This window comes from Treponema primitia ZAS-2 (assembly GCF_000214375.1).
Classification (GTDB): Bacteria; Spirochaetota; Spirochaetia; order Treponematales; family Breznakiellaceae; genus Termitinema; species Termitinema primitia.
Genome location: NC_015578.1, coordinates 807755 through 827926, shown reverse-complemented (window position 1 = coordinate 827926; position 20172 = coordinate 807755). Strand labels below are relative to the sequence as shown.

Annotated in this window: 22 protein-coding genes; 5 read left to right on the top strand and 17 right to left on the bottom strand. The window is 47.2% G+C overall.

Translation table 11 applies throughout. The features are described from left to right. Positions 1 to 146: 146 nt before the first annotated feature. The 4 genes from argC (at position 147) to TREPR_RS03685 (ending at position 4125) form a co-directional block, all read left to right on the top strand. Complete coding sequence (gene argC / locus TREPR_RS03700) at positions 147 to 1289, top strand: N-acetyl-gamma-glutamyl-phosphate reductase (protein ID WP_015706946.1); 1143 nt, start codon at positions 147 to 149, stop codon at positions 1287 to 1289. A gap of 18 nt (positions 1290 to 1307) precedes the next feature. Continuing rightward, positions 1308 to 2198 (top strand): acetylglutamate kinase, encoded by an 891-nt coding sequence (gene argB, locus TREPR_RS03695; protein ID WP_015706945.1) that lies wholly within the window; start codon positions 1308 to 1310, stop codon positions 2196 to 2198. Positions 2199 to 2376: 178 nt separating this feature from the next. Then, entirely contained in the window at positions 2377 to 3555 is a 1179-nt protein-coding gene (locus TREPR_RS03690) for an aspartate aminotransferase family protein (RefSeq protein WP_052299780.1), read from the top strand. Positions 3556 to 3567: 12 nt separating this feature from the next. Beyond that, positions 3568 to 4125, top strand: a complete 558-nt coding sequence (locus tag TREPR_RS03685) for a flavodoxin family protein (protein WP_015706943.1) — start codon at positions 3568 to 3570, stop codon at positions 4123 to 4125. 18 nt (positions 4126 to 4143) lie between these two features. On the opposite strand, the gene TREPR_RS17785 is transcribed toward TREPR_RS03685, so the two are convergent. From TREPR_RS17785 to TREPR_RS03615, 14 genes are all read right to left on the bottom strand, one after another. Beyond that, positions 4144 to 5535: a lanthionine synthetase LanC family protein gene (locus TREPR_RS17785; protein WP_015706942.1), complete on the bottom strand. Its 1392-nt coding sequence runs from the start codon at positions 5533 to 5535 to the stop codon at positions 4144 to 4146. 10 nt (positions 5536 to 5545) lie between these two features. After that, entirely contained in the window at positions 5546 to 6304 is a 759-nt protein-coding gene (locus TREPR_RS03675; RefSeq protein ID WP_015706941.1) for an amino acid ABC transporter ATP-binding protein, read from the bottom strand. Continuing rightward, positions 6301 to 7011, bottom strand: coding sequence for an amino acid ABC transporter permease (locus TREPR_RS03670; protein ID WP_015706940.1), 711 nt, complete (start codon positions 7009 to 7011; stop codon positions 6301 to 6303). Before TREPR_RS03670 ends, TREPR_RS03675 begins: the two co-directional genes overlap by 4 nt. A 28-nt stretch (positions 7012 to 7039) precedes the next feature. Next, positions 7040 to 7849: a transporter substrate-binding domain-containing protein gene (locus TREPR_RS03665; protein ID WP_015706939.1), complete on the bottom strand. Its 810-nt coding sequence runs from the start codon at positions 7847 to 7849 to the stop codon at positions 7040 to 7042. A gap of 34 nt (positions 7850 to 7883) precedes the next feature. Continuing rightward, positions 7884 to 8582, bottom strand: coding sequence for an amino acid ABC transporter permease (locus TREPR_RS03660; RefSeq protein WP_015706938.1), 699 nt, complete (start codon positions 8580 to 8582; stop codon positions 7884 to 7886). 158 nt (positions 8583 to 8740) lie between these two features. Next, a complete protein-coding gene (locus TREPR_RS03655) occupies positions 8741 to 9058 on the bottom strand; it encodes a putative quinol monooxygenase (protein WP_015706937.1) in 318 nt (105 codons plus the stop codon). A gap of 130 nt (positions 9059 to 9188) precedes the next feature. Continuing rightward, the gene (locus tag TREPR_RS17780) at positions 9189 to 10553 is read right to left on the bottom strand and encodes a lanthionine synthetase LanC family protein (protein WP_015706936.1); all 1365 of its coding nucleotides are present in this window, start codon (positions 10551 to 10553) and stop codon (positions 9189 to 9191) included. Positions 10554 to 10565: 12 nt separating this feature from the next. Further along, positions 10566 to 11324, bottom strand: coding sequence for an amino acid ABC transporter ATP-binding protein (locus TREPR_RS03645; protein ID WP_015706935.1), 759 nt, complete (start codon positions 11322 to 11324; stop codon positions 10566 to 10568). Further along, entirely contained in the window at positions 11321 to 12058 is a 738-nt protein-coding gene (locus TREPR_RS03640) for an amino acid ABC transporter permease (RefSeq protein ID WP_015706934.1), read from the bottom strand. The genes TREPR_RS03645 and TREPR_RS03640 overlap by 4 nt, the downstream gene beginning before the upstream one ends. Before the next feature lie 34 nt (positions 12059 to 12092). Further along, positions 12093 to 12911: a transporter substrate-binding domain-containing protein gene (locus TREPR_RS03635; RefSeq protein WP_015706933.1), complete on the bottom strand. Its 819-nt coding sequence runs from the start codon at positions 12909 to 12911 to the stop codon at positions 12093 to 12095. Between the two features lie 48 nt (positions 12912 to 12959). Next, positions 12960 to 13619, bottom strand: a complete 660-nt coding sequence (locus tag TREPR_RS03630; RefSeq protein ID WP_281054606.1) for an amino acid ABC transporter permease — start codon at positions 13617 to 13619, stop codon at positions 12960 to 12962. Positions 13620 to 13793: 174 nt separating this feature from the next. Continuing rightward, complete coding sequence (locus tag TREPR_RS03625; protein ID WP_015706931.1) at positions 13794 to 14414, bottom strand: response regulator; 621 nt, start codon at positions 14412 to 14414, stop codon at positions 13794 to 13796. Further along, positions 14407 to 15678, bottom strand: coding sequence for a GAF domain-containing sensor histidine kinase (locus TREPR_RS03620; RefSeq protein WP_041610997.1), 1272 nt, complete (start codon positions 15676 to 15678; stop codon positions 14407 to 14409). Before TREPR_RS03620 ends, TREPR_RS03625 begins: the two co-directional genes overlap by 8 nt. Position 15679: 1 nt before the next feature. Further along, entirely contained in the window at positions 15680 to 16888 is a 1209-nt protein-coding gene (locus TREPR_RS03615; protein WP_015706929.1) for a M20 metallopeptidase family protein, read from the bottom strand. 90 nt (positions 16889 to 16978) lie between these two features. Here TREPR_RS03615 and TREPR_RS03610 point away from each other — a divergent pair, with 90 nt between their 5' ends. Next, positions 16979 to 18280 carry an argininosuccinate synthase gene (locus TREPR_RS03610; RefSeq protein ID WP_015706928.1) on the top strand — a complete coding sequence of 434 codons (1302 nt, stop codon included), beginning with the start codon at positions 16979 to 16981 and terminating at the stop codon, positions 18278 to 18280. A 195-nt stretch (positions 18281 to 18475) separates the two neighbouring features. Here TREPR_RS03610 and TREPR_RS19225 read toward each other — a convergent pair whose 3' ends face one another. From TREPR_RS19225 to TREPR_RS03595, 3 genes are all read right to left on the bottom strand, one after another. Continuing rightward, positions 18476 to 18682 (bottom strand): AbrB/MazE/SpoVT family DNA-binding domain-containing protein, encoded by a 207-nt coding sequence (locus TREPR_RS19225; protein WP_015706927.1) that lies wholly within the window; start codon positions 18680 to 18682, stop codon positions 18476 to 18478. Between the two features lie 157 nt (positions 18683 to 18839). Beyond that, on the bottom strand, positions 18840 to 19856 hold the full coding sequence (locus TREPR_RS03600) for a PEGA domain-containing protein (RefSeq protein WP_015706926.1): 1017 nt from the start codon (positions 19854 to 19856) through the stop codon (positions 18840 to 18842). Then, complete coding sequence (locus tag TREPR_RS03595; protein ID WP_015706925.1) at positions 19853 to 20161, bottom strand: hypothetical protein; 309 nt, start codon at positions 20159 to 20161, stop codon at positions 19853 to 19855. Before TREPR_RS03595 ends, TREPR_RS03600 begins: the two co-directional genes overlap by 4 nt. Positions 20162 to 20172 lie beyond the last annotated feature (11 nt).

Genomic DNA, 20172 nt, shown 5'->3' with positions numbered 1-20172 from the left:
GAACAAACATCGCTACCGTCCCTTCTTTTAGGTTATCCTCCCTGTTAATAATACGAAAATTAGGTTATTTTTGATTTCTAAACTATAGATATGTATCGGCATATTTTTATGGGGCGATAATAGGCGCCCTGAGGAGGTTCATCAATATGATTGCAGGTGTTATCGGCGCTACCGGGTATGCCGGGGCAGAACTAGTCCGGCTGCTGGCGGGGCATCCGAAAGTGGAGAGCCTTGCCCTGGCCTCGGTGAGTCACCAGGGCGATTCGATTGATCGCATTTATCCCAATTTTCTGGGAAAGATAAAGGCCACCCTGGAAAAGCCCGAGGAAGCCCTGGCCCGGTCCAATGTGGTATTTGCAGCCCTGCCCCACGGGGTGGGTGAACCCTTTGCCAAGTCTTGTATCGAAAAGGGCATCCCCTTTATCGACCTTTCTGCGGATTTCCGCTTTGACGACGATGAGGCCACCTTTGCCGCCTGGTATGGCAAACCATTTGTTCATAAGGAATTACGCAAGTACTCGGTATACGGCCTGCCGGAGCTGAACCGGGAGCGGATCAAGGAGCTGGCTGCCGCTGGGAAGGTGATCATCGGCAACCCCGGCTGCTACCCCACCGGGGCCTCCCTAGGGGCCTTCCCTGCCCTGGCCAAGGGCATCGCAGGTGCGGGCACCATTATCGTCGATTCTGCCAGCGGGATTACCGGGGGCGGCCGGGATCCCAGCCGTGCCTTCCACTACCCGGAATGCGCCGATTCCATCACCCCCTACAAGGTGGGCGCCCATCGGCATACCCCGGAGATCAGCCGGAACTTCCAAGCCATGGCCGCCCGGGCCAGCTCTGTCCCCGGGCCGGGCAGCTCTGTCCCCGGGCCGGGGCTAATCTTTACCCCCCACCTGGCGCCCATGAACCGGGGCATACTCAGCACCATCTACATACCCCTGGCGGAATCCTGGAAACCCCGGGAATCCTCAGGCGGCGCGCCCCGGCCCCCCACCAAGGAAATCGAGGAAAAGGTCGCAGAGATCCGTAAAGTATATGAAGACTTTTATCAGAGCGAGCCCTTTGTCCGTATACTCCCGGCCGGGGACATAGCTGCCAGCGGCCGGGTCAGGCATTCCAACTTTTGTGATATTTCGATACACCTTGATCAGGGGGGAAGCACCCTGGTGGTGGTAAGCGCCATCGACAACATGGTCAAGGGTGCAGCAGGGCAGGCGGTTCAGAATATGAACCTCATTTTCGGATTTGATGAAACTGCGGGGCTGGAGGCAGTACCCGCTTTGTTTTAACAGTAGAAAGGATTTAAAATGAAAGAAACGATTAGCAACACTGTCAGGGCGGAGGGGCTTATCCACGCCCTACCCTACATACAGGCCCACCGGGGCAAAATAGTGGTGGTGAAATACGGCGGGAACGCCATGATCAACGCCGACTTAAAAGCAGCGGTAATCCAGGACGTGATTTTCATGAACTGTGTGGGGATAAAAACCGTGCTGGTCCACGGGGGGGGCCCGGAAATCGAGGCCATGCTCAACGCCCTGGGCAAGGAGAGCCGCTTTGTCCAGGGACTCCGGTACACCGACGAGGAAACCATGGAAGTAGTCCAGATGGTCCTCTGCGGAAAGGTGAACAAGGATATTACCGCCCTGATCCAGCGCTCAGGCGGAAAAGCCCTGGGGCTCTCGGGGATAGACGGGGGCCTGCTCCAGGGGAAGCTCCTCAAGTCAGGAGGCGAGGACCTGGGCCTGGTAGGGGAAATCGAAACGGTAAACACTCAGGTCCTGGAACAGGTGCTGGAATCGGGGGCCATCCCTGTGGTATCTTCCGTAGCCCTGGGCATCGGGGACGCTGCGGGGCATACCCTGAATGTCAACGCCGACACCGCCGCCGCCCAAATTGCTGCGGCCCTGAAAGCAGAAAAACTGGTCCTCATGACCGATGTCCAGGGCATACTCCGCAATGTCCAGGACCCGGACTCGTTGATCAAACAGCTCCCCCGCAAGGATCTGGAAAATCTGAAAAAAGACGGCGTCGTGAGCAAGGGCATGATCCCCAAAACGGAATGTTGCAGCCTTGCCCTGGACGGTGGGGTGAAAAAGGCCCACATCATCGACGGCCGCCTCCCCCATGCGCTGCTCATAGAATTGTTCACCGATGAAGGCATCGGCACCATGATTGAAGCAGAAAAGAATGCCTAAAGAACTATATTCTGGGGTCCTGGCGGGGGAAACTCAAATGCCTGCTTCGCAGGCCTTCGATTTCCGTCGATGCCGCTTTGCGGCAATCTACAAACCCCGCGTTACTTTTATTGAGGCATTCTTTTCTGCCTTTAGTGATGGATTATTTTTCGAATATTATTATAACAAAGGAGAAACTATGAACGATGTGTTTATGAATACTTACCACAGGCTGCCGGTTACCTTTTCAGGCGGCAGCGGTTCCTGGCTCACGGACAGCAACGGAAAGCGGTACCTGGACTTTACTGCGGGTATCGCCGTGAACTGCCTGGGCCATGGATACCCGCCCCTGGTTAAGGCCATTGCGGATCAGGCGGCAAAATTCAACCATGTGTGCAACTACTACCAGAGCGACGTGTCTGTGGCCTTCGCAGAAAAACTGGTGGCTGCCTGTTCTGCTGCGGGAATGCGGAAAGTGTTCCTGGGCAATTCCGGCGCTGAGGCCAATGAAGGGGCCTGCAAGATAGCCCGGAAATATTCCCTGAAAAAATACGGTCCCGGCCGGCATCAGATCGTGACCCTCCGGGGAAGTTTCCACGGGCGCACCATCACCACCCTGGCCGCCACCGGACAGGACAAGTTCCACAAAGACTTCGGCCCCTTCACCGAAGGCTTCCTCTACATACCCGGCGGTGACATAGACGCCCTAGACAAGGCTCTAGATAGAAATACTGTGGCAGGCATCCTGATCGAAGCCATCCAGGGGGAAAGCGGCATAATCCCCCAAACCGCGGAGTACATCGCCGCAGCAGCAAAATTCTGCGCCGAGCGGGACATACTCCTCATGTTTGACGAGGTCCAGAGCGGGCTCGGCCGAACCGGAACCTTCCTGGCTTGTGAAGCCTACGGTATAAAACCCGATATAGTCACCCTGGCCAAGGGCCTTTCCGGGGGCGTCCCGGTAGGGGCAGTCCTGGCCGGTGAAAAAGCGGCGGATGTTTTTGAGAGCAGCGATCACGGCAGTACCTTTGGGGGCAACCCCCTGGCAGCCGCAGCAGGCCTGGTGGTCCTGGAAACGGTTACTAATCCTGGGTTTCTCAAGGAAATTATCCGGAAGGGGGACAAAATAACTGCAGCCATCCGTTCCTGGAACCATCCGGCGGTGAAGGAAATCCGGGGCCGGGGGCTCATGATCGGGGTGGACATCACTGTCGAAGCCTGGCCTATCCTGGAAAAGGCCATCACCAGGGCGGATGCAAAAACCCCGGGGCTCCTGGTCCTCAGCGCCGGACCGAACACCCTGCGATTCCTGCCGCCCTACACTATCAGTGACGGGGAGATTGATCAGGGGCTGGAAATACTACGGAGCTGTCTGTAAGGAGTGAATGTTATGGGGAAAAAAATTGTAATCCTAAACGGAAGTCCTCGGCGAAACGGAAATACTTCGGGTTTGGTTAAAGCATTTTCACAAGGTGCGGAGGAAGCTGGCAATACGGTTAAAACATTTTTTCTGGATGGTATGAACATTCATGGTTGTAAGGGCTGTTTTAGCGGAGGGAAAAATATTGACAGCCCTTGTGTTCAAAAAGACGATATGGATAAAATTTATCCCGCATATAGGGAGGCGGATGTAATTGTTTTAGCCTCGCCATTATATTATTGGCAGTTGAGTGGTCAATTAAGAATGACCTTCGATCGTTTTTTTGCAATAGACGAGTGCGCTGTAAATTGGAAAAGTCCAATTAAAGAAAGTGTTCTGCTTGTGGCAGCAGGAGGAAATGATTTTGAAGATGTTGAGCAATATTATAAAAGTCTTGTAAAACACATTAAATGGAAAAACCTTGGTACTGTTTTTGCAGGTGGTGTACTTAAAATTGGCGACATTGAAAAAAAATCTGAACTTGAAGAAGCACGAAAAATTGGGCTTTCAATAAATGGAGGATCTTGAAAGAATAGACAAGATTCTTCAGCGGTGATTTGCTATGGCGCCCGTTGCAAATGGATCGTCAGGTAAGCGGATAGTATCAAAATTACCATCCAGCGCTGTGGCAAGCTGTAAAAGAGCGGCGCCGATCCCCGCAGCCCCTTTAAAGTAGCCCAGAGCCGCAGTGATCCCTGCGGGGTTAGTACGTGCAAAAGCCTGATGCCAAACAGCCCTATGTTCTTTATAGGTTGCGCTGCCCAGCAGTACTTTGCCGGAACGGATCGCAAAGTTCAGATATTCTTCCTTCCCTGATTCCAACCAGACTCCTAAGAAATAAGTAAGGAACCCTGCGGTGCCGCAGCATTGGCAATGACAGTTCCAATAGCCGGCAGAATGATACTCCGGCGCACCGGCACTAATTATCCCATGGGCTAGATCAAGATAAAAATGCTCGTACACTTGTTTTTCTGTCAGGCGGTTTAAGAGGACGAACAATCTTCCTGTACCGGCGGGACCGTTACAGAAGCTCAAATAGTAAAGATCCTCCCCCGGAAGATGGGGCAGTTGATAAATGAGCAGCTTACCTTCTTTGGCCGGTGTCGCAATGGAAATTAAATAATTTGCACCCTTTTCCGCTGCATCAAGAAAATCCCTGTCCCTGGTTTCTTCGTATAATCGCGCCAGGGCATAACACATTCCGGAAGCGCCATAGGCAAAATTGGGGTAATGGGTATCCGGAAAATCGGGATTTATTACGGGATTTTGATAGCCTTTATAAAGCACCCGATCCAAATCGATGGCGACCCCGGTAGCCATAATGGCTCTCCCCCCCTTTGCCGCAAGTTCTCTCCACTCGGACCGCTTGAAATGATTGGCTGCATAGAGGAGAAAAAGAATAGTTCCTCCATCGTGGTTAATTGCGGAATAGCCGGACCATATTACCCCGGACTCTACCGGTTTTGCGTTGGCGGCAATTTTTTCGGTTAGTACCAATGCCGCCTGTTCATACACATTGTCGCCGGTAGCTTTTGACAACTCAATAAAACTAAAGGCTACCCCCGCGAACCCTCCTATATAAAAGGTTGATTCAGCATTCTTGTAGATTGGATGCCTGGTAAAATTTCCTTTAAATGTATAGTTATAATTGACCTTGGTTAATTCATTAAGAATATAATCACCCCCAGCCCGGGCATCCTTTAAATAGGAGCTGTCCCCTGTTGCCCTGGCTAATTGAAGGAAGAACAGAATAATCCCCGCAGAGCCATTGTAAAAATCTATCTGGGGGTCCTCACCCTTTTCATCCGGCCAGTAAACACCCTTTTCTCCTGATATCGCAGATCCCCTGATATATTCCGCCGCAGCTATGGCGCCCTGTAAATAATCTTTGGCGCTGATATCGGTGTAAACCGGAAACAGATTAATGTTACTATTCATTTGACAACTCCTACAAGAAATATTCCGGCTGCTTGGTAAGGGTAAACCGTGATAAAAATTGACGGGTTCTTTCAAATTCAGGATGACCGAAAACCTTTTGGGGAGTACCCTGTTCCACAATCTCTCCTTCATCCATAAAGACGATTTTATCGGCAATTTCAAAGGCGAATTCCATTTCATGGGTAACAATGACGCTGGTTACCCCGGTTTTTACCACATTCTTGATAAGTTCCAGTATTTCGTTGACCTTTTCCGGGTCAAGAGCGGAAGTAGGTTCGTCAAATAAAATAACCCGGGGATTAAGCGCTACAGCTCTGGCAATGCCCACCCGTTGCTGCTGTCCCCCGGAAAGCTGAAAAGGCCTGGCGGTGAATTTTTCCTTAAGGCCTACCTGTTCAAGAACCTGCCGGGCAATTTGAATCGCCTCGTTTTTTGACATCCTGCGGGATACGATAAGCCCTTCCGTTACGTTTTCCAATACCGTTTTATTCAGAAACAAGTCATAATTCTGGAATACCATAGCGGTTTTTCTGCGGAGGCTGAGGATTTCTTTGGTAGATACATATTGCAGATTTACTTTTTTATCGGCGATACGCAAAGTTCCCTCATCAGCCTGTTCCAAAAAATTTATACACCGGAGCAGGGTTGTTTTTCCTGAACCGCTGGGGCCCAGAAGAACAACCACTTCCCCTTCCTTTACATGCAAATCGATGCCTTTGAGTACATTGAGCTTTCCAAAGGATTTTTTAAGATTTTGTATTTCAATCATACTGCGGCTTCCCTTATTTTTTTCCCGAACCATTTTTCCAGGAATATAAAAATCCGTTCTATGACTACACAGAGGAGCCAATATATCAGCGCCGCCGCAACATAGGCTTCCAGGTAACGGTAGTTCATAGTAGCCGCAATTATTGCGGCGTTCAGGACATCAATTACACTGACCATTGAAGCCAGGGATGCCGCCTTTACAAAACCGATATACATATTACATATCATTGGCAGGGATACAGGAAAAGCCTGGGGCAGTATGATCCGCCACAGGGCGGCATTCCGGGAATGTCCTATGGAATAAGCCGCATCAAACTGCCCGTTTTTTACAGATGCCAAAGCCCCACGGAATACCTCGGATAAACTGACACAGGCGGGGATAGACAGCGCAGCGACAACTATAAGTCCCTTGTTCAGATCTTTAAAACCAAAATTGATATGAAAATATTGCATAACAACATCAAAATACCGACCGATCAGTACATAAAAGGTAAGCAGAAATAGTACCACCGGTATCCCTTTAAGTATGGTAACAGTCCACTTGAGAAAGGATGATAATATTCTTACCCGGAAAAACCGAGCCAATGCTATAGGCAGACCAATAATACAGCCTATCAGCAGGGGAATTGTCGCTACTATCAGGGTAGCCGGAATTCTGGCGGCGGCAATTCTGATAACCTTAAGCATAAAAACAAAGTCAAAGCTCATTTTCCGGGTATACTCTGGCCTTTACCGGCTAAGAATAAATTTTGGCATAGTCATCCAGGGCCTTCTGAATTGTTCTTTCCAGTTCACCTGAAGCTTTTAATTCCCGCAGCACCCTATCGACCGCTGTCTGTAATTCAGTACGATCTTTGGGGAAAAGATAATAGCAGTCGGAAATACTAACCGGTTCGCCTACCAGTTCCAGTTCAAATCCCCGCGTGGCAAGATGGGTCATTACTTCCCACCGGGTCATCAGAGAAGCTTCTATGCTCTTGGTATTAAAATTAGTTATCATAATATCGTTGGAATTAACATAAACAATATCAATGGGAGTCTTTGAATGCTCTTGGTTATAGGATTCCAGGAGGTGCGCCATATTGCCAGAAGGCCAGGTACCGACTTTTTTCCCCTGCAAGTCATCCAGGGTAGTGATTCCCTTGGCTCCCTTGGGAACGGATATGTAATTGGCAAAATCCAGATAACCCTCTGTGCTAAAAAGGTAGGATTTGCTCCGTTCCTCGGTATATTCAAACAGGTAGCAGCCCATATCAATACTGCCAATATCCAGGGATGTTAAAATGGTGGTAAATTCCAGAATTTCATATTTAAAAGTATACTCCGGCAATTTTTCGTCAATGAGTTTCAGAATCGCATCTTCCACGCCTCCGAATTCATCGTTGTCGTCCAGATAAAAGAAAAGCGGTGATCCGATATGTACGCCAATCAGTACTTCTTTTGGCCCTTCGGCAGCTTTATTTTTAGTGTTGCAGCCGGTAAACAGAAACAATCCCAGTATAACCATAACCGGAATGCACAATACTCTTATTGATAATTTTTTCATCTTTATTCCTCCTTAAATATTTTAAACAGCATTTTTACTGTTTACTTACCAATTTTTGATACCTTGTTTTTGATTCTATGAACCCGAATAGCTTCTCGATGACAATAGTTAATACACTGAATATAATGGCTGCATCAAAATAGCCTTCCAAAATCCGGGTAGATCTTGTCCCCACTACATTAACCTGGCCTATTACATCAATAATGCCGAAGGCAAAGCCCAGAGAGGAATCCTGCAGCAGCGCAGCAATCATGGCGCCGACGCTGGGGATGGCGATAATAATGCTTTGAGGTATGATGATTCTGAAATAGGCGTTAAACTTCGTCATGCCCACCGCCGCCGCCGCATCCATTTGAGATTTGGGAACGCTTAAAATAGCGGATCGGAATATTTCTGAAAAGTAAGCCCCCGTATTAAGACCATAAGTGATATACAGGTAATAAATTTTTTCCCACCGGTACAGGTGGATACCGATAGCTGCAAACAACGCCGGAAGGGCATAGTAGACAACAAACATTTGAATAAGAATAGGAGTACCCCGGCTAAAGGACACAAACAATTTGCACAGAATATTGAGAATCGGTACTTTTTCCAGCCGTAAAAAAGCAATGATCACTCCCAGGATGATGCCCAGAATAGTTGCGGCCAAAACAATCGAAAGGGTAGTGGGAACTTTCCTGAGTATTTTTGGGAAATAATCAAACGCATATTGCCAAAGGAAGGCCGATTTCATACCTCTGTTTCTCCGCTTAATGTATATAAAATCTATCAGATTTATAGCATTATAAATTACTTTTGATAACTAGGAGAATAATAATAATTCCATCTATTGTATGTCGGGAAAACTACGACAATTTTGTGATACAGATCGATAAAGACCGGCCCGATTAATTATTTCAGCGGCTGCACGGGGAACTGCGTTGCAAGTTGTGCTTCATACATAACGATTTTCGGTTTTCCTTCCCGTAGCGCAGCCGATTGCGGTTGATTGGCCAAAAAGTGTTCCGACTTGCCATGGGCATTGGCGGCATCCATGCTTTCCCATTGTTCAACATAGACAATACCGTCAGGATCATCCGGATCGAGCAGCGCATCATAGCCGATATTACCTTTTTCGTCCCGGGAAGCCTGGATACAGGGGCGGGAATTTTTTAAGAAATCTTCCCTCCTGCCGGGTTTTACTTTGAATTTCGCAATGCATACAATCATGTTATTAAATCTCCATTAATTATTCTGCTGATTTAAAATATATTAAAGTTTAATGCATATTCGATAAAGCCCAAATCGACGCCTGGCGCCAACTAGGGTTGGGTCGGGAACCCTTTCGCGGCAGCTGCTTTTACTTTGCCGCGAAGGGATCATCCGGCAGACGGATGGTATTAAAACTGCCATCCAGCGCCGTGGCAAGCTGCAAAAGAGCTGCGCCGATCCCCGCAGCCCCTTCGGAATAGCCCAGGACTGCATCGACCTTGCCGGGATTGGTCCGGGAAAAAGCCTGATACCAGACAGCCTTTTCTCCGTCGAACTTTGCACTACCCAACAGGACCTTACCGGCCCGTGTTGCATAATCCAAATACGCTTTTTTTCCGGACTCAATCCAGATACCAATAAATAAATTCAGAATGCCCGCTGTACCACAGCACTGGCTATGACAATTCCAATAACCCGCAGAATGGTATTCCGGAGCGCCGGTAGCGATAATACCGCGGATTAATTCCTCGTAAAAATTCTGATACTTTTGATTTTTTGTGAGGCGGTTCAGCAGAACAAACAAACGCGCTGTTCCCGCTGGGCCATGGCAGGTACTCAGGTAAAATATTTCATCCTCATGATGGGGCAGATGATGGGCGATAAGTTTTCCGTCTTTTACAGGGGAAGCAATGGAAATCAAATAACTAGCACCTTTTTCTGCGGCCTCCAAAAAATCGCGATCCCCGGTTTCTTCATATAATTTTGCCAGGGCATAGCTCATTCCGGCGGTACCGTATGCGAAGTTGGGATAGATCGTTTCAGGCGCATCAGGTCTCAGCAGGGGATTTTTAAAGCCCTTATACTCCACCTGATCCACGCCATGAGAGATCCCGGTGGATATGATCGCCCTCCCACCCTCTGCTGCCAGAGTCCGCCATTCAAGCCGCTTAAAATGATTGCTTGCGTATAATAGATATACAATGGTACCCGCATCGTGATTGGCGCCGGAAAAACCGGTCCAGATCACCCCGGATTCTACCGGTTTTGCACTGGCCGCAATTTTTTCGGTAAGAGCCAGCGCTGCCTGTTCATACAGGCGATTGCCCGATGCTTTTGATAATTCAATAAGGCTGAAGGCAACTCCTGCAAATCCGCCGGTATAAAAGGTTGGTGCATTTTCCACATAAGTATGAAAGCTGGCAAATTTACTTTTGATAGGGTATTCATAATTGGTACGTTTAAGTTCATTAAGAATATAATTCCCGCCACCCAGGGCATCCTGTAAATAAGAACCGTCACCGGTAGCTTTGGCTAATTGGAGAAAAAATATAATAATTCCCGCTGAACCGTTGTAAAAATCTATCTGGGGCTCCTGCCCTTTTTCATCCTGCCAGAACACACCCTTTTCGTCAGATACCGCAGAACTTCTGATGTATTCTGCCGTAGTCCTGGCGCCCAATAAATAGTCCCTGGCAGCCGCTTCAGTATGCACCGGGTACAGATTAATGTCCATAAACAATACTTCCTATAAAAAATATTCCGGCTTTTGGGCAAGATGAAACCTGGACAAAAATTGCCGGGTCCGTTCTTCCTTAGGGTTATCAAAAATTTCTTTCTGCGTGCCTTCTTCCACAATCTCGCCCTTGTCCATAAAAACCACACGGCTTGCAACATCATAGGCAAACTGCATTTCGTGGGTGACTATCACCATGGTTACCCCTGTCTTTATTACGCCTTTTATTACATCAAGAATTTCATCAACCTTTTCAGGATCAAGGGCGCTTGTGGGCTCGTCAAACAGGATAACTTCCGGATTGAGCGCCAGGGCCCGCGCAATACCGACCCGCTGCTGCTGCCCCCCTGAAAGTTCAAATGGTTTACTATTAAATTTATCCCCAAGCCCTACCTTGACAAGTACATCTTCGGCAATTGCCCGGGCTTCCGCCTTTGTCTTTTTCCGGGAAACAATTAAAGGTTCGGATACATTTTTTATTGCAGTCTTATTGAGAAACAGGGCGTAGTTTTGAAAAACCATGGCAGTTTTCCGTCGTAAAGCAATTTTCTGCTTCCCGGTAACTTTCTTAAGATCGACCTGTATATCGTCAATGTGCAGGGTCCCGGCATCCGCTTTTTCAAGAAAATTAAGGCACCGTAAAAGGGTTGTCTTTCCGGAACCACTGGGGCCGATGAGCGCAACAACCTCACCTTCTTTGACATAAAAATCAATACCCTTGAGTATTTCATTTGCTCCGAATGATTTTCTTAACCCCCTGACTTCTATCATGCTTTTTTACCCTTTCTGCGTATTTCCGGGAATATTAAAAATGTCACCGGTTCGGCAACGCGGCTTATCTTTGATTTGGTATATCCCTCAATAAAACTGAATATCCGGGTTAAAATAAATGCCAATGCCCAGTAAATCAGCGCTGCAGCAATATAGGCTTCCAGGTAACGAAAATTATTTTCTGCTGTTCTCAACGCCCCATCAAGAATATCAATGACTGAAATCATAGATGCTAATACCGCTGCCTTGATCATCCCTATTACGGTATTACCCATCATAGGGATAGATACGGGAATAATTTGGGGTAATACGACTTTAAACAGCAGTTGGATAGTTGTATAACCAGACGCATAAGCTGCGTCAAACTGTTCCCTTCCTACTGAACCAAGACAGCCTCTGAATATTTCTGATATTCCAACGACTGCGGGGAGCGTCAGGGCAGATATTGCAACTAAGGATGTATTTATTTTATAAGACGAGGCGCCGGTATAGAGTCTGGTTGCGACAATATAAAATACCAGTAAAAGCATAACAATCGGAATGCCCCTTACTATGGTGACAATCCAGTTAAATAAAGGGGACAGAACTTTAATTTCATAAAATCGCACCAGCGCTATCGGCAGGCCTAAAACTATCCCTATCAATACAGGTATAAGCCCAATATAGAGTGATGTAGGTACCCTCGAAACACCCGCTGCCAGCGCAACAAGCATAAATTTAAAATCAAAGCTCATGTCCGGCTTCCTTTGATACTGTCTTTACCGTCCTTTATTTGCTTAATGATTCAACATATTCATCAAATGTTCTTTTCTTAATGGCCGCAATGGTCCCATCGGCTTGCATGGCGTTTAATGCCTCATCCACTGCAGTCCTAATCTGGGTTGAACGTTCATTGTTCTTTTTGAATGCCATGTGAATTTTACTGGTTGAAACCGGAACCGCACCCTCGTTGACAACCAGATTGTAATTTTCGTATTTAAGGGCATTCAGAAAATTATCATCCTTTGTGCCGATCATTGAAAATAAATCAGGGCTGGTAAGCCGGGCAAACCAAACCTCGGCGGAACTTATCAGATCCGGTATGAATGCATTGGGATTTTCCGCCAAATAGCTGTTTATGTACACGGACTGTGCAGAGGGCGAGAATGCAGTAAGAGACTGATTCGGCTTAAGATCGGCAATAGTCTTAATATTGGGATTACCCGGGCGGACGGACAAATAAGTATCCGCATCGTTATAGCCTACCGAAAAATCATAGGTTTTTTCCCTTTCCTCGTTTTTCGCAATTTCGTGGGCCGCTAAATCAATAGTGCCGGCATCCACTGCATTAAGCAAAACATTTAAGCCGTTAAGCACCTGATGTTCAAATCGGTAGCCCTTAAGCCTTCTGTCGACCTCGGCTATTATTTCATATTCATAGCCTACATCTTTACCTGATTTGTCAACGTAGCAATAAGGTGCATATTGATTCCCCGATGCCCAATAGACGACAATTTCTTCCGCATTGCTTTTTTGTTTTTCTCCAGCGCCAAAGAGTACCGGGATCAGAAGCACGAAAAACAGCCCGACTGCTAAAAACTTTTTCATAAGAATCTCCTTAAATTATTTATAAACCGTCTATACAGACGGGAATACTCAGGTCTCCGCAACGCTGTTTTGAACCCGTATTTCTTTTGCGAGCCGATGAAAACCTTTATCGATCAGCACAGAAAGGGTAATAAACATAATTCCTGCTATAAAATAACCTTCCAGGGGATGCCCGGTAAGAACTCCCAGGGATTTTACCCTGCTGATTACATCGGTTATACCAAGGGCAAACGCAAGGGCAGAATCCTGTAAAAGCGAGGTCATACAGGTGCCAAAACTCGGAATGGCTATAATAACGCTTTGGGGTAAAATAATGCGTTTGTAGGTTTGAATCTTTGTATAGCCGCAGGCTGTCGCCGCATCCCATTGGGACGTGGGCACGCTCAGAATGGATGAACGGATTATTTCGGACTGAAAACCGCTTACATTCATTACATAGGTAATATAGAGAAAGATTATTTTTGCCCCGTGCCTTAGATCAATTCCCAAGGGCAATAAAAGCATTGGCAATCCAAAATAAACGACAAACATTTGTATATAAATTGGGGTACTGCGGATAAAAGAGACGTACAGCGCGGCAAGGGTTCTAAGGACCGGGACCTGCTCTATTCTGACAATCGCAATTATAGCGCCTAAAATCAGTCCCCCCGCAGTACCTATCAAGACAATTGACAGCGTCATAGGGAGAACCTTTATTAATTCAGGCATAAATTGCCAAACGTATTTCCAGTCAAACAGGTCTTTCATAAAGATTTTCCAGGGCGGAATATTCTCCCCTCATATTAATCATATCAAAATAATAGTATATGAATTACTTATATCGTAGAATAAAATAAAAGATATGAGTTGTATGTCGTGAAAAATACGACAAAAATCTGATTTTTAGAAAATCTTGTGCTTTAGCGCATATTCGATAAGTTCTGATTTGTGGCTCAGGTTCAGTTTAGCCATGATCCGTTCCCGGTAGGTTTCCACGGTACGGGTAGAAAGGTTCAGTTCCTGACCGGTCTCGCGGCTGGTAAAGCCGTGAATGGTCCGTTCCAGCACCTCAAGTTCCCGCTTTGACAATACGCTTGGCGGTTTGGTTACCGGATTGCCGGTAAGGTGGCCGGCAATATCCTCCGCGCCTGGGGCGGGAAACAGGGTACGGATAACCTGCACCAATTCACGATCTGCGGATGATTTACCGATATGGGCGGAACCTCCCGCTTCCCTGAAGGATACCAGATATTCTTCTTCTTCATACATGGTCAGGGCTATTACGCAAATATCCGGGTACCGTTTTTTTATCTCCCTGGTTGTTTCAATGCCGCTTATATCAGGAAGGGCAATATCCATGATTATCAGATCCGGCCTGCATTTCTTGGCGATGCCTATTGCATCCCGGCCCAGGCCGGTTTCTCCCACAACCACCATATCCTTTTCCTGTTCCAGAATAAGGCGCAGCCCTGAACGGACAATCCCATGATCGTCTACCAGCAGCACGGATATCTTTTTATCCATCCCCCTGCTCCTGACCGTCCTGCACCGGCAGCCGTATGCTCAGCTTTGTCCCGCCCTTTTCCATCGGCATAAGGGCAAAACTACCGTTTATCGCCCCTACCCGTTCCTCTATGCCGATTATGCCCGATCCTTTAACTTTATTCTCCTCCAGGGTGAACCCCACCCCATTATCGCATATCTCAAGGCCGACCTCTTTTTGCGCGGGAAACTCCGTTGCAATATGCAGATAATAGAGCTTAACCGCCGCAAAAGATGCCTTTGAATGGCGGATGATATTGGTTATCCCTTCCTGAACAATACGATAGGCTATGCTGTCAATTTCTTCCGGCAGGGGAAAAATATTTTCAGAAACTTCAAATAAAATATTGATGCCGCTGATACGGGAAAACTCCTTAATCATCTTCCGAAGGGCCGCAGGAAGGCCATCCTTTACCAAGTTGGATATGCGGAGCGAAGAGGTAAGGGAACGAATTTCTTCAAGAGTGTTGGATGTCAGAAACCGCAGCCCATTTATGCGATCGTGGATTACTTCCACATCACTTTCCTCCTGCAGCGCCTTTAACTGTAGCAACATGGATGTGAGGGCCTGGCCGGCTCCATCGTGAAGTTCCCGGGAAACCCGTTTCCGCTCTGTTTCCCGGATATGGTCCAGGGATCGCAATGCCCCGGAGAGATGTTCCTTGCTTCGGCGCAAATCATCAATCAAACCGGTATTGTAAAGGGCCACACCCAAAATACAGCCAACCGCTTCAAGCATCAGGATGTCTTCCCGGTGAAACATCCGTTCTTTTGGGGCGGACACACAGATTACGCCGATATTCTTGTTTACCATACGAAGGGGCGCCAATACGGATGATCCGAACTGTTTTATTGTGTCTGCGTATGCTGCGAGACTTTCCATTAAAGCATGATCTTCCCATATATTGTCAATAATCATCCCTTTGCCGGTCAAAATCACCTGATGAACAGGGCGGTTGATTTTTTCATCCAGGACCACATTGGTGGCGCTTTCCGGCAAAGGTTTTGCATGAGGGAAATATTCTGACGCAAGGCTTATGGTCCGCTCGCCCTTGTCCACCAGATAGATGTACCCAAAATTCCCCTTCATAAGATCCACCACCTTTTTTAAAACGATGGAATTGGTCTCCTTTGAATCTCCTCCCAAACTTACCATTTCAGCAAGGTGGCTCAACATGGCAAGTTCCTGCCATGAACGCTCAAGCTGATTTTTATAATAATCCGGTTCCCATGTTAGAGCTTCCATATCAGCCCCTGCCATCCCCGAGGAATTCCAGGACAAAACCAATCGTAGCAGCCACCCCCAAGTGCAGGACCTCCTCATCAAGATCAAAAATATCCGTATGCAAATCTGCTCCGCTTCCCTTTTCCGGGTTATCTATTCCAAGATGTATCATTACTGAAGGATATAGTTTTGCTATCAGCGCAAAGTCATCAGCGCCCATCATAGGATCGTATTGGTCTATAAGATAATCATCTCCCAGGTATTTGCGGATGCCTTGCCGAGAAAAACGGACAGCAGGATCTCGGTTGATAACCGGAATCCCCCGTAGCTGGTGATTAATAGTATAGGTACAGTGATGGGCCCTGGCGGTATTGTCTAAAAGGAGATTGAATGTTTCAAAAAAACGATCCCCGCTCTCCTCCCGGAAAAACCGGGCCGAACCCTGGAAATTAAGTTCCCTGGCAATGATATTCGTTTTTTCCCCAAAGTTCAGTTTTCCTACCGATAGGGTAAAATGTTCAAAGGGCGAGATATTCCTTAAACGTATATCCTTGAGGGATTGATAAAAGGAGCTAAAGCAGTCCAAAGGATTGTTAGCCAGATCCGGCCGGGAGCTGTGCCCGTCCTTTCCGATAATAGTGATATTAAAACCGCAAGCCCCTGCCATGACAGGGCCGTCTATAACCACTATCTTTCCCGCAGGTACTCCGGGCCGCACATGGATTGCGTGGGAACCGTGGATATGAATTTCCTGGTCCTTTATATACTGCAAAATTTGATTCAGATTGCCGCCCCTCTCTTCGCCTCGTTCAAACATAAGCAATACCCTACCGGGAATATCCTGCTCATACTCCTTGAGAATTTTACCTGCCGTGAGGAGCATGGCCGTATGAGCATCGTGGCCACAGGCGTGTTGGATTCCGGGGTTTTCCGAGATGACGGCTCGTCCCCTGGTAAGGTTCCGGGGGTTTTCCTGAATTGGCAGGGCATCAATATCCGCCCTGAGCAGCAGGGTCTTTCCCTTCCCCTGGTCTCCCAGGCTTGCCAGAATACCCCCTTCCGCCACTTCAACCCAGGATATGCCGAGGAAATCAAGATTGGCCCTGATATATGCCAAGGTTTCAAATTCCACTCCGGAAAGTTCCGGGTGTTGATGCAAATACCTTCTTGCGTCAATAGTGAATTCCTTGTTTTTTCTTGCCTGGGCTAACCCATCAATGTCCCTGCCCAAAATTACCCCTCCAATTTACCCATATTAACATATTTCTCCTTTTTGTGATATTATTCTCTATAAACCTCTTAGAGTATAAATGGAGATATCATGAAAAAGAAAATAGTCCTCGCCTATTCCGGTGGGCTGGATACCACGGTGATCATTCCCTGGCTAAAGGAAAACTACGACTGCGATATTATCGCGGTTTGCGTGGATGTGGGCCAGGAGGCTGACTGGACGACCATCAAACAGAGGGCCCTGGATACCGGCGCCCTGGCTTGTTACGTGGCGGACGTTAAAAAAGAGTACGTGGAAAACTATGTGTGGCCCGCCCTGAAAGCCAACGCCCTCTACGAGGACAAGTACCTTTTGGGCACCTCCACCGCCCGCCCCCTGATCGCCAAGATCCTAGTGGACTACGCCCGCAAGGAAAAAGCCTACGCCATAGCCCACGGCGCCACAGGCAAGGGAAATGACCAGGTCCGGTTTGACCTGGGGATCATGGCCTTTGCCCCGGACCTGGAGATCATCGCTCCCTGGCGGACCTGGGACATCAGGAGCCGGGAGGAAGAAATCAAGTACCTTGAAAAACGGAAGATCCCGGTGCCCATGAAAAAGAGCGATTCCTACAGCCGGGACGACAATCTCTGGCACATCTCCCACGAAGGCCTTGAGCTGGAAGACCCCGCCAACGAGCCCTCCCTGAACCGCATGCTCAAGATGACCGTCCCCCCGGAGAAGGCCCCCAACAAGCCTGAGTACGTGGAAATCGAATTTGAGAAGGGCCTCCCCACCGCAGTGAACGGCAAAAAACTTGACGGAGTCAGCCTGATCCGGGAACTGAACAAAATCGGCGGCGCCCACGGGGTGGGGCTGATCGACCTGGTAGAAAATCGGGTGGTGGGCATGAAGAGCCGTGGGGTCTACGAAACCCCCGGGGGCAGCATACTCTACTACGCCCACCAGGAACTGGAACACATCTGCCTGGACCGCCAGACCTACAGTTTCAAACAGCAGGTAGCCCAGAAAATGGGCGAAGTGATCTACGGCGGCCTCTGGTTCACCCCCCTCCGGGAAAGCCTTTCTGCCTTTGTGGACACCACCCAAAAGACGGTGACAGGAACGGTGCGGCTCAAGCTCTACAAGGGCAGCATCAGTTCTGCAGGTGTCAGCTCCCCCTACTCCCTGTACAACACGGATATCGCCAGCTTTACTACCGGCGAACTCTACAACCACGCCGACGCCAAGGGCTTTATCCGGCTCTACGGATTGCCGATCCTGGTCCGGGCGCTCATGGAAAAAGGCAACAAAGGTAAGGGCAAAGCGGCGAAGGATGCTAAGGGCAAGAATGCTGGGGACAGTAAATCTAAGGGACGTAAAGATGCCAAGTCCCAAGGGACTGCGGGGTAAGGCAGCGCCGGGAACAGTAAGTCCAAGGGACCTAACGATGCTAAGTCCCAGGGAACGGCGGGGTAAGATTGGCAGGAAACAGGGCTTAGTTTAATTTCTCATGGTCGGGATATATACCGATTTAATGTCCTTAATGATATCGGAGACCGGATTTCCCCGCAAAATACTCAAGCCAAAGGGAGGGATCGACCACATTCATACCCGGTCTTCGTCCCTTGTTATATAGGTATCAATTCCCGGGAAAATCCCTTCCGGATTTTGGATAGGCTGCAGGGGTATAAACTCAATTCTGTTTTCATAAAACATAACTTCAAAAGAAGTTCCCGGTTTGAGCCCGGCGGCAGTTCTGATTTCCTTCGGTATAACAACCTGATATTTGCTGGACAAGGTTACAGTATTCATCAATAAGCTCCTTGTATTACAATAAGTTTATCGAATAAGATTGTCAACAAAGCAATAGCGCCATACTTGAAAAAGTTCTGGTAGGTTTATTTTGTATTCCCGGAATTATCACGTCTCCGTGAGTCCCCCGGCAAAGCCGGAGGATTACTTACTTAATTTATCTACGTTCTATAGCAATTACATCCCATGTAATTAACGGAGATCTTGTAATTGTATAGTAAACACGAACTTTTTGCCCTGGTTGTAGGCCAGACCTCGTATCAATAGTCATATATTGAGATATAGCTTTATCATCAGAAGTGAATTCTATGACTGTACCATCCTGATAAACAAAAACAGCTTCAGATACAAAATTCTCAATATAGCTTCCACCTAAGCCAAGCATAAATGCTGATGCAAATTCATTAGCTACAGCTTCTTGTTTATTTAAAGATATTTGCAATTTCTTGGAAGCTGCTACTGCCTCGAATAAATCGGCTGGGGCATACCGGGATGGTTTAAAATTCGTTGGTACAACAGTGAATTTCGATGCATCGTATCTATTTGCTTCCTCCTCAGCTTTTCTCTTTGCCTCTTCATCATTTCTTTTTGCCTCTGCGGACAGACGTTCATTTTCTGCTTTCTCGGCGGCAATGCGCTGTTTTTCTTTTTCTTGTGCTTCTTTAATCGCTAATGCTGCTTGTGTCATGTTAAGGTTAAAATTTACTTCTTTTGGTGATACACTGGTAAGGGAACCTTTCGCTATGTCGTAAAAAATACCAATTATACCAACAGCTCCCAAACCATAACCTGCCAAAGCATATGCATTTAATGGATCTGTTGTAAAAATTGGATCAAGTGCCAGTGAATATCCTAACCCAACACCACTTATTAAAAAATTTAACCAAAATGCGTGATTGAATTGTTTCTTTACAGGTACGACTTTTTTTACAGGTGAGTACTCTTCTTTTTCAATTTCAATAGTATACTTTCCCGCCTTTTTCAATATTATTTCAGTAGGGGTTAATTTTTCAGCAACCCTATTATTATTGGAATCATAAATTATAGCAGTGGCGTTTGCAGGATCAGATTTTATAGCCAGAGTCTTACTATTTTCACCAAGTAATGACGCACAACTAGTCAAGATGCTTAAAAAGAAAAGCACTAACAATGAGCCCATAATAAAGCGTTTCATTTATCTTTACTTCCTCCAATATTTTTTAAGGAATTAAGTGCCTGATCCAGTTGATTTAACGAATCCTTTACCTCGTCTGCCTTCTGTATTAATTCAGGATCGCCAAGTTTATCAGCATTTTCAATTACAGTTTTACCTACATCAACTGCCGCTTTTGTTGCAACCGTACATGTATAAACCGAAAAACCTATTACCAAAGCGATAATAATCAAAATGGCTATAAAAATCCATTTTATAACCTTTCCCACAATGCTTACTCCGGTCTTCACCCCTTCTTTCATCTTTTGACCTTTCTCGCTACTCATTTTTCACCACC

Excerpts from the sequence above, each read along its gene's own strand:
- TREPR_RS03620 (WP_041610997.1), bottom strand. The coding sequence starts at position 15,678 with ATGGAAGCTCTAACATGGGAACCGGATTATTATAAAAATCAGCTTGAG.
- argC (WP_015706946.1), top strand. The coding sequence starts at position 147 with ATGATTGCAGGTGTTATCGGCGCTACCGGGTATGCCGGGGCAGAACTA.
- argB (WP_015706945.1), top strand. The coding sequence starts at position 1,308 with ATGAAAGAAACGATTAGCAACACTGTCAGGGCGGAGGGGCTTATCCAC.
- TREPR_RS19225 (WP_015706927.1), bottom strand. The coding sequence starts at position 18,682 with ATGAATACTGTAACCTTGTCCAGCAAATATCAGGTTGTTATACCGAAG.
- TREPR_RS03670 (WP_015706940.1), bottom strand. The coding sequence starts at position 7,011 with ATGAGCTTTGACTTTGTTTTTATGCTTAAGGTTATCAGAATTGCCGCC.
- TREPR_RS03610 (WP_015706928.1), top strand. The coding sequence starts at position 16,979 with ATGAAAAAGAAAATAGTCCTCGCCTATTCCGGTGGGCTGGATACCACG.
- TREPR_RS03675 (WP_015706941.1), bottom strand. The coding sequence starts at position 6,304 with ATGATTGAAATACAAAATCTTAAAAAATCCTTTGGAAAGCTCAATGTA.
- TREPR_RS03665 (WP_015706939.1), bottom strand. The coding sequence starts at position 7,849 with ATGAAAAAATTATCAATAAGAGTATTGTGCATTCCGGTTATGGTTATA.
- TREPR_RS03645 (WP_015706935.1), bottom strand. The coding sequence starts at position 11,324 with ATGATAGAAGTCAGGGGGTTAAGAAAATCATTCGGAGCAAATGAAATA.
- TREPR_RS03630 (WP_281054606.1), bottom strand. The coding sequence starts at position 13,619 with ATGCCTGAATTAATAAAGGTTCTCCCTATGACGCTGTCAATTGTCTTG.
- TREPR_RS03690 (WP_052299780.1), top strand. The coding sequence starts at position 2,377 with ATGAACGATGTGTTTATGAATACTTACCACAGGCTGCCGGTTACCTTT.
- TREPR_RS17780 (WP_015706936.1), bottom strand. The coding sequence starts at position 10,553 with ATGGACATTAATCTGTACCCGGTGCATACTGAAGCGGCTGCCAGGGAC.
- TREPR_RS03625 (WP_015706931.1), bottom strand. The coding sequence starts at position 14,414 with ATGGATAAAAAGATATCCGTGCTGCTGGTAGACGATCATGGGATTGTC.
- TREPR_RS03655 (WP_015706937.1), bottom strand. The coding sequence starts at position 9,058 with ATGATTGTATGCATTGCGAAATTCAAAGTAAAACCCGGCAGGAGGGAA.
- TREPR_RS03600 (WP_015706926.1), bottom strand. The coding sequence starts at position 19,856 with ATGAAACGCTTTATTATGGGCTCATTGTTAGTGCTTTTCTTTTTAAGC.
- TREPR_RS17785 (WP_015706942.1), bottom strand. The coding sequence starts at position 5,535 with ATGAATAGTAACATTAATCTGTTTCCGGTTTACACCGATATCAGCGCC.
- TREPR_RS03635 (WP_015706933.1), bottom strand. The coding sequence starts at position 12,911 with ATGAAAAAGTTTTTAGCAGTCGGGCTGTTTTTCGTGCTTCTGATCCCG.
- TREPR_RS03685 (WP_015706943.1), top strand. The coding sequence starts at position 3,568 with ATGGGGAAAAAAATTGTAATCCTAAACGGAAGTCCTCGGCGAAACGGA.
- TREPR_RS03595 (WP_015706925.1), bottom strand. The coding sequence starts at position 20,161 with ATGAGTAGCGAGAAAGGTCAAAAGATGAAAGAAGGGGTGAAGACCGGA.
- TREPR_RS03660 (WP_015706938.1), bottom strand. The coding sequence starts at position 8,582 with ATGAAATCGGCCTTCCTTTGGCAATATGCGTTTGATTATTTCCCAAAA.
- TREPR_RS03640 (WP_015706934.1), bottom strand. The coding sequence starts at position 12,058 with ATGAGCTTTGATTTTAAATTTATGCTTGTTGCGCTGGCAGCGGGTGTT.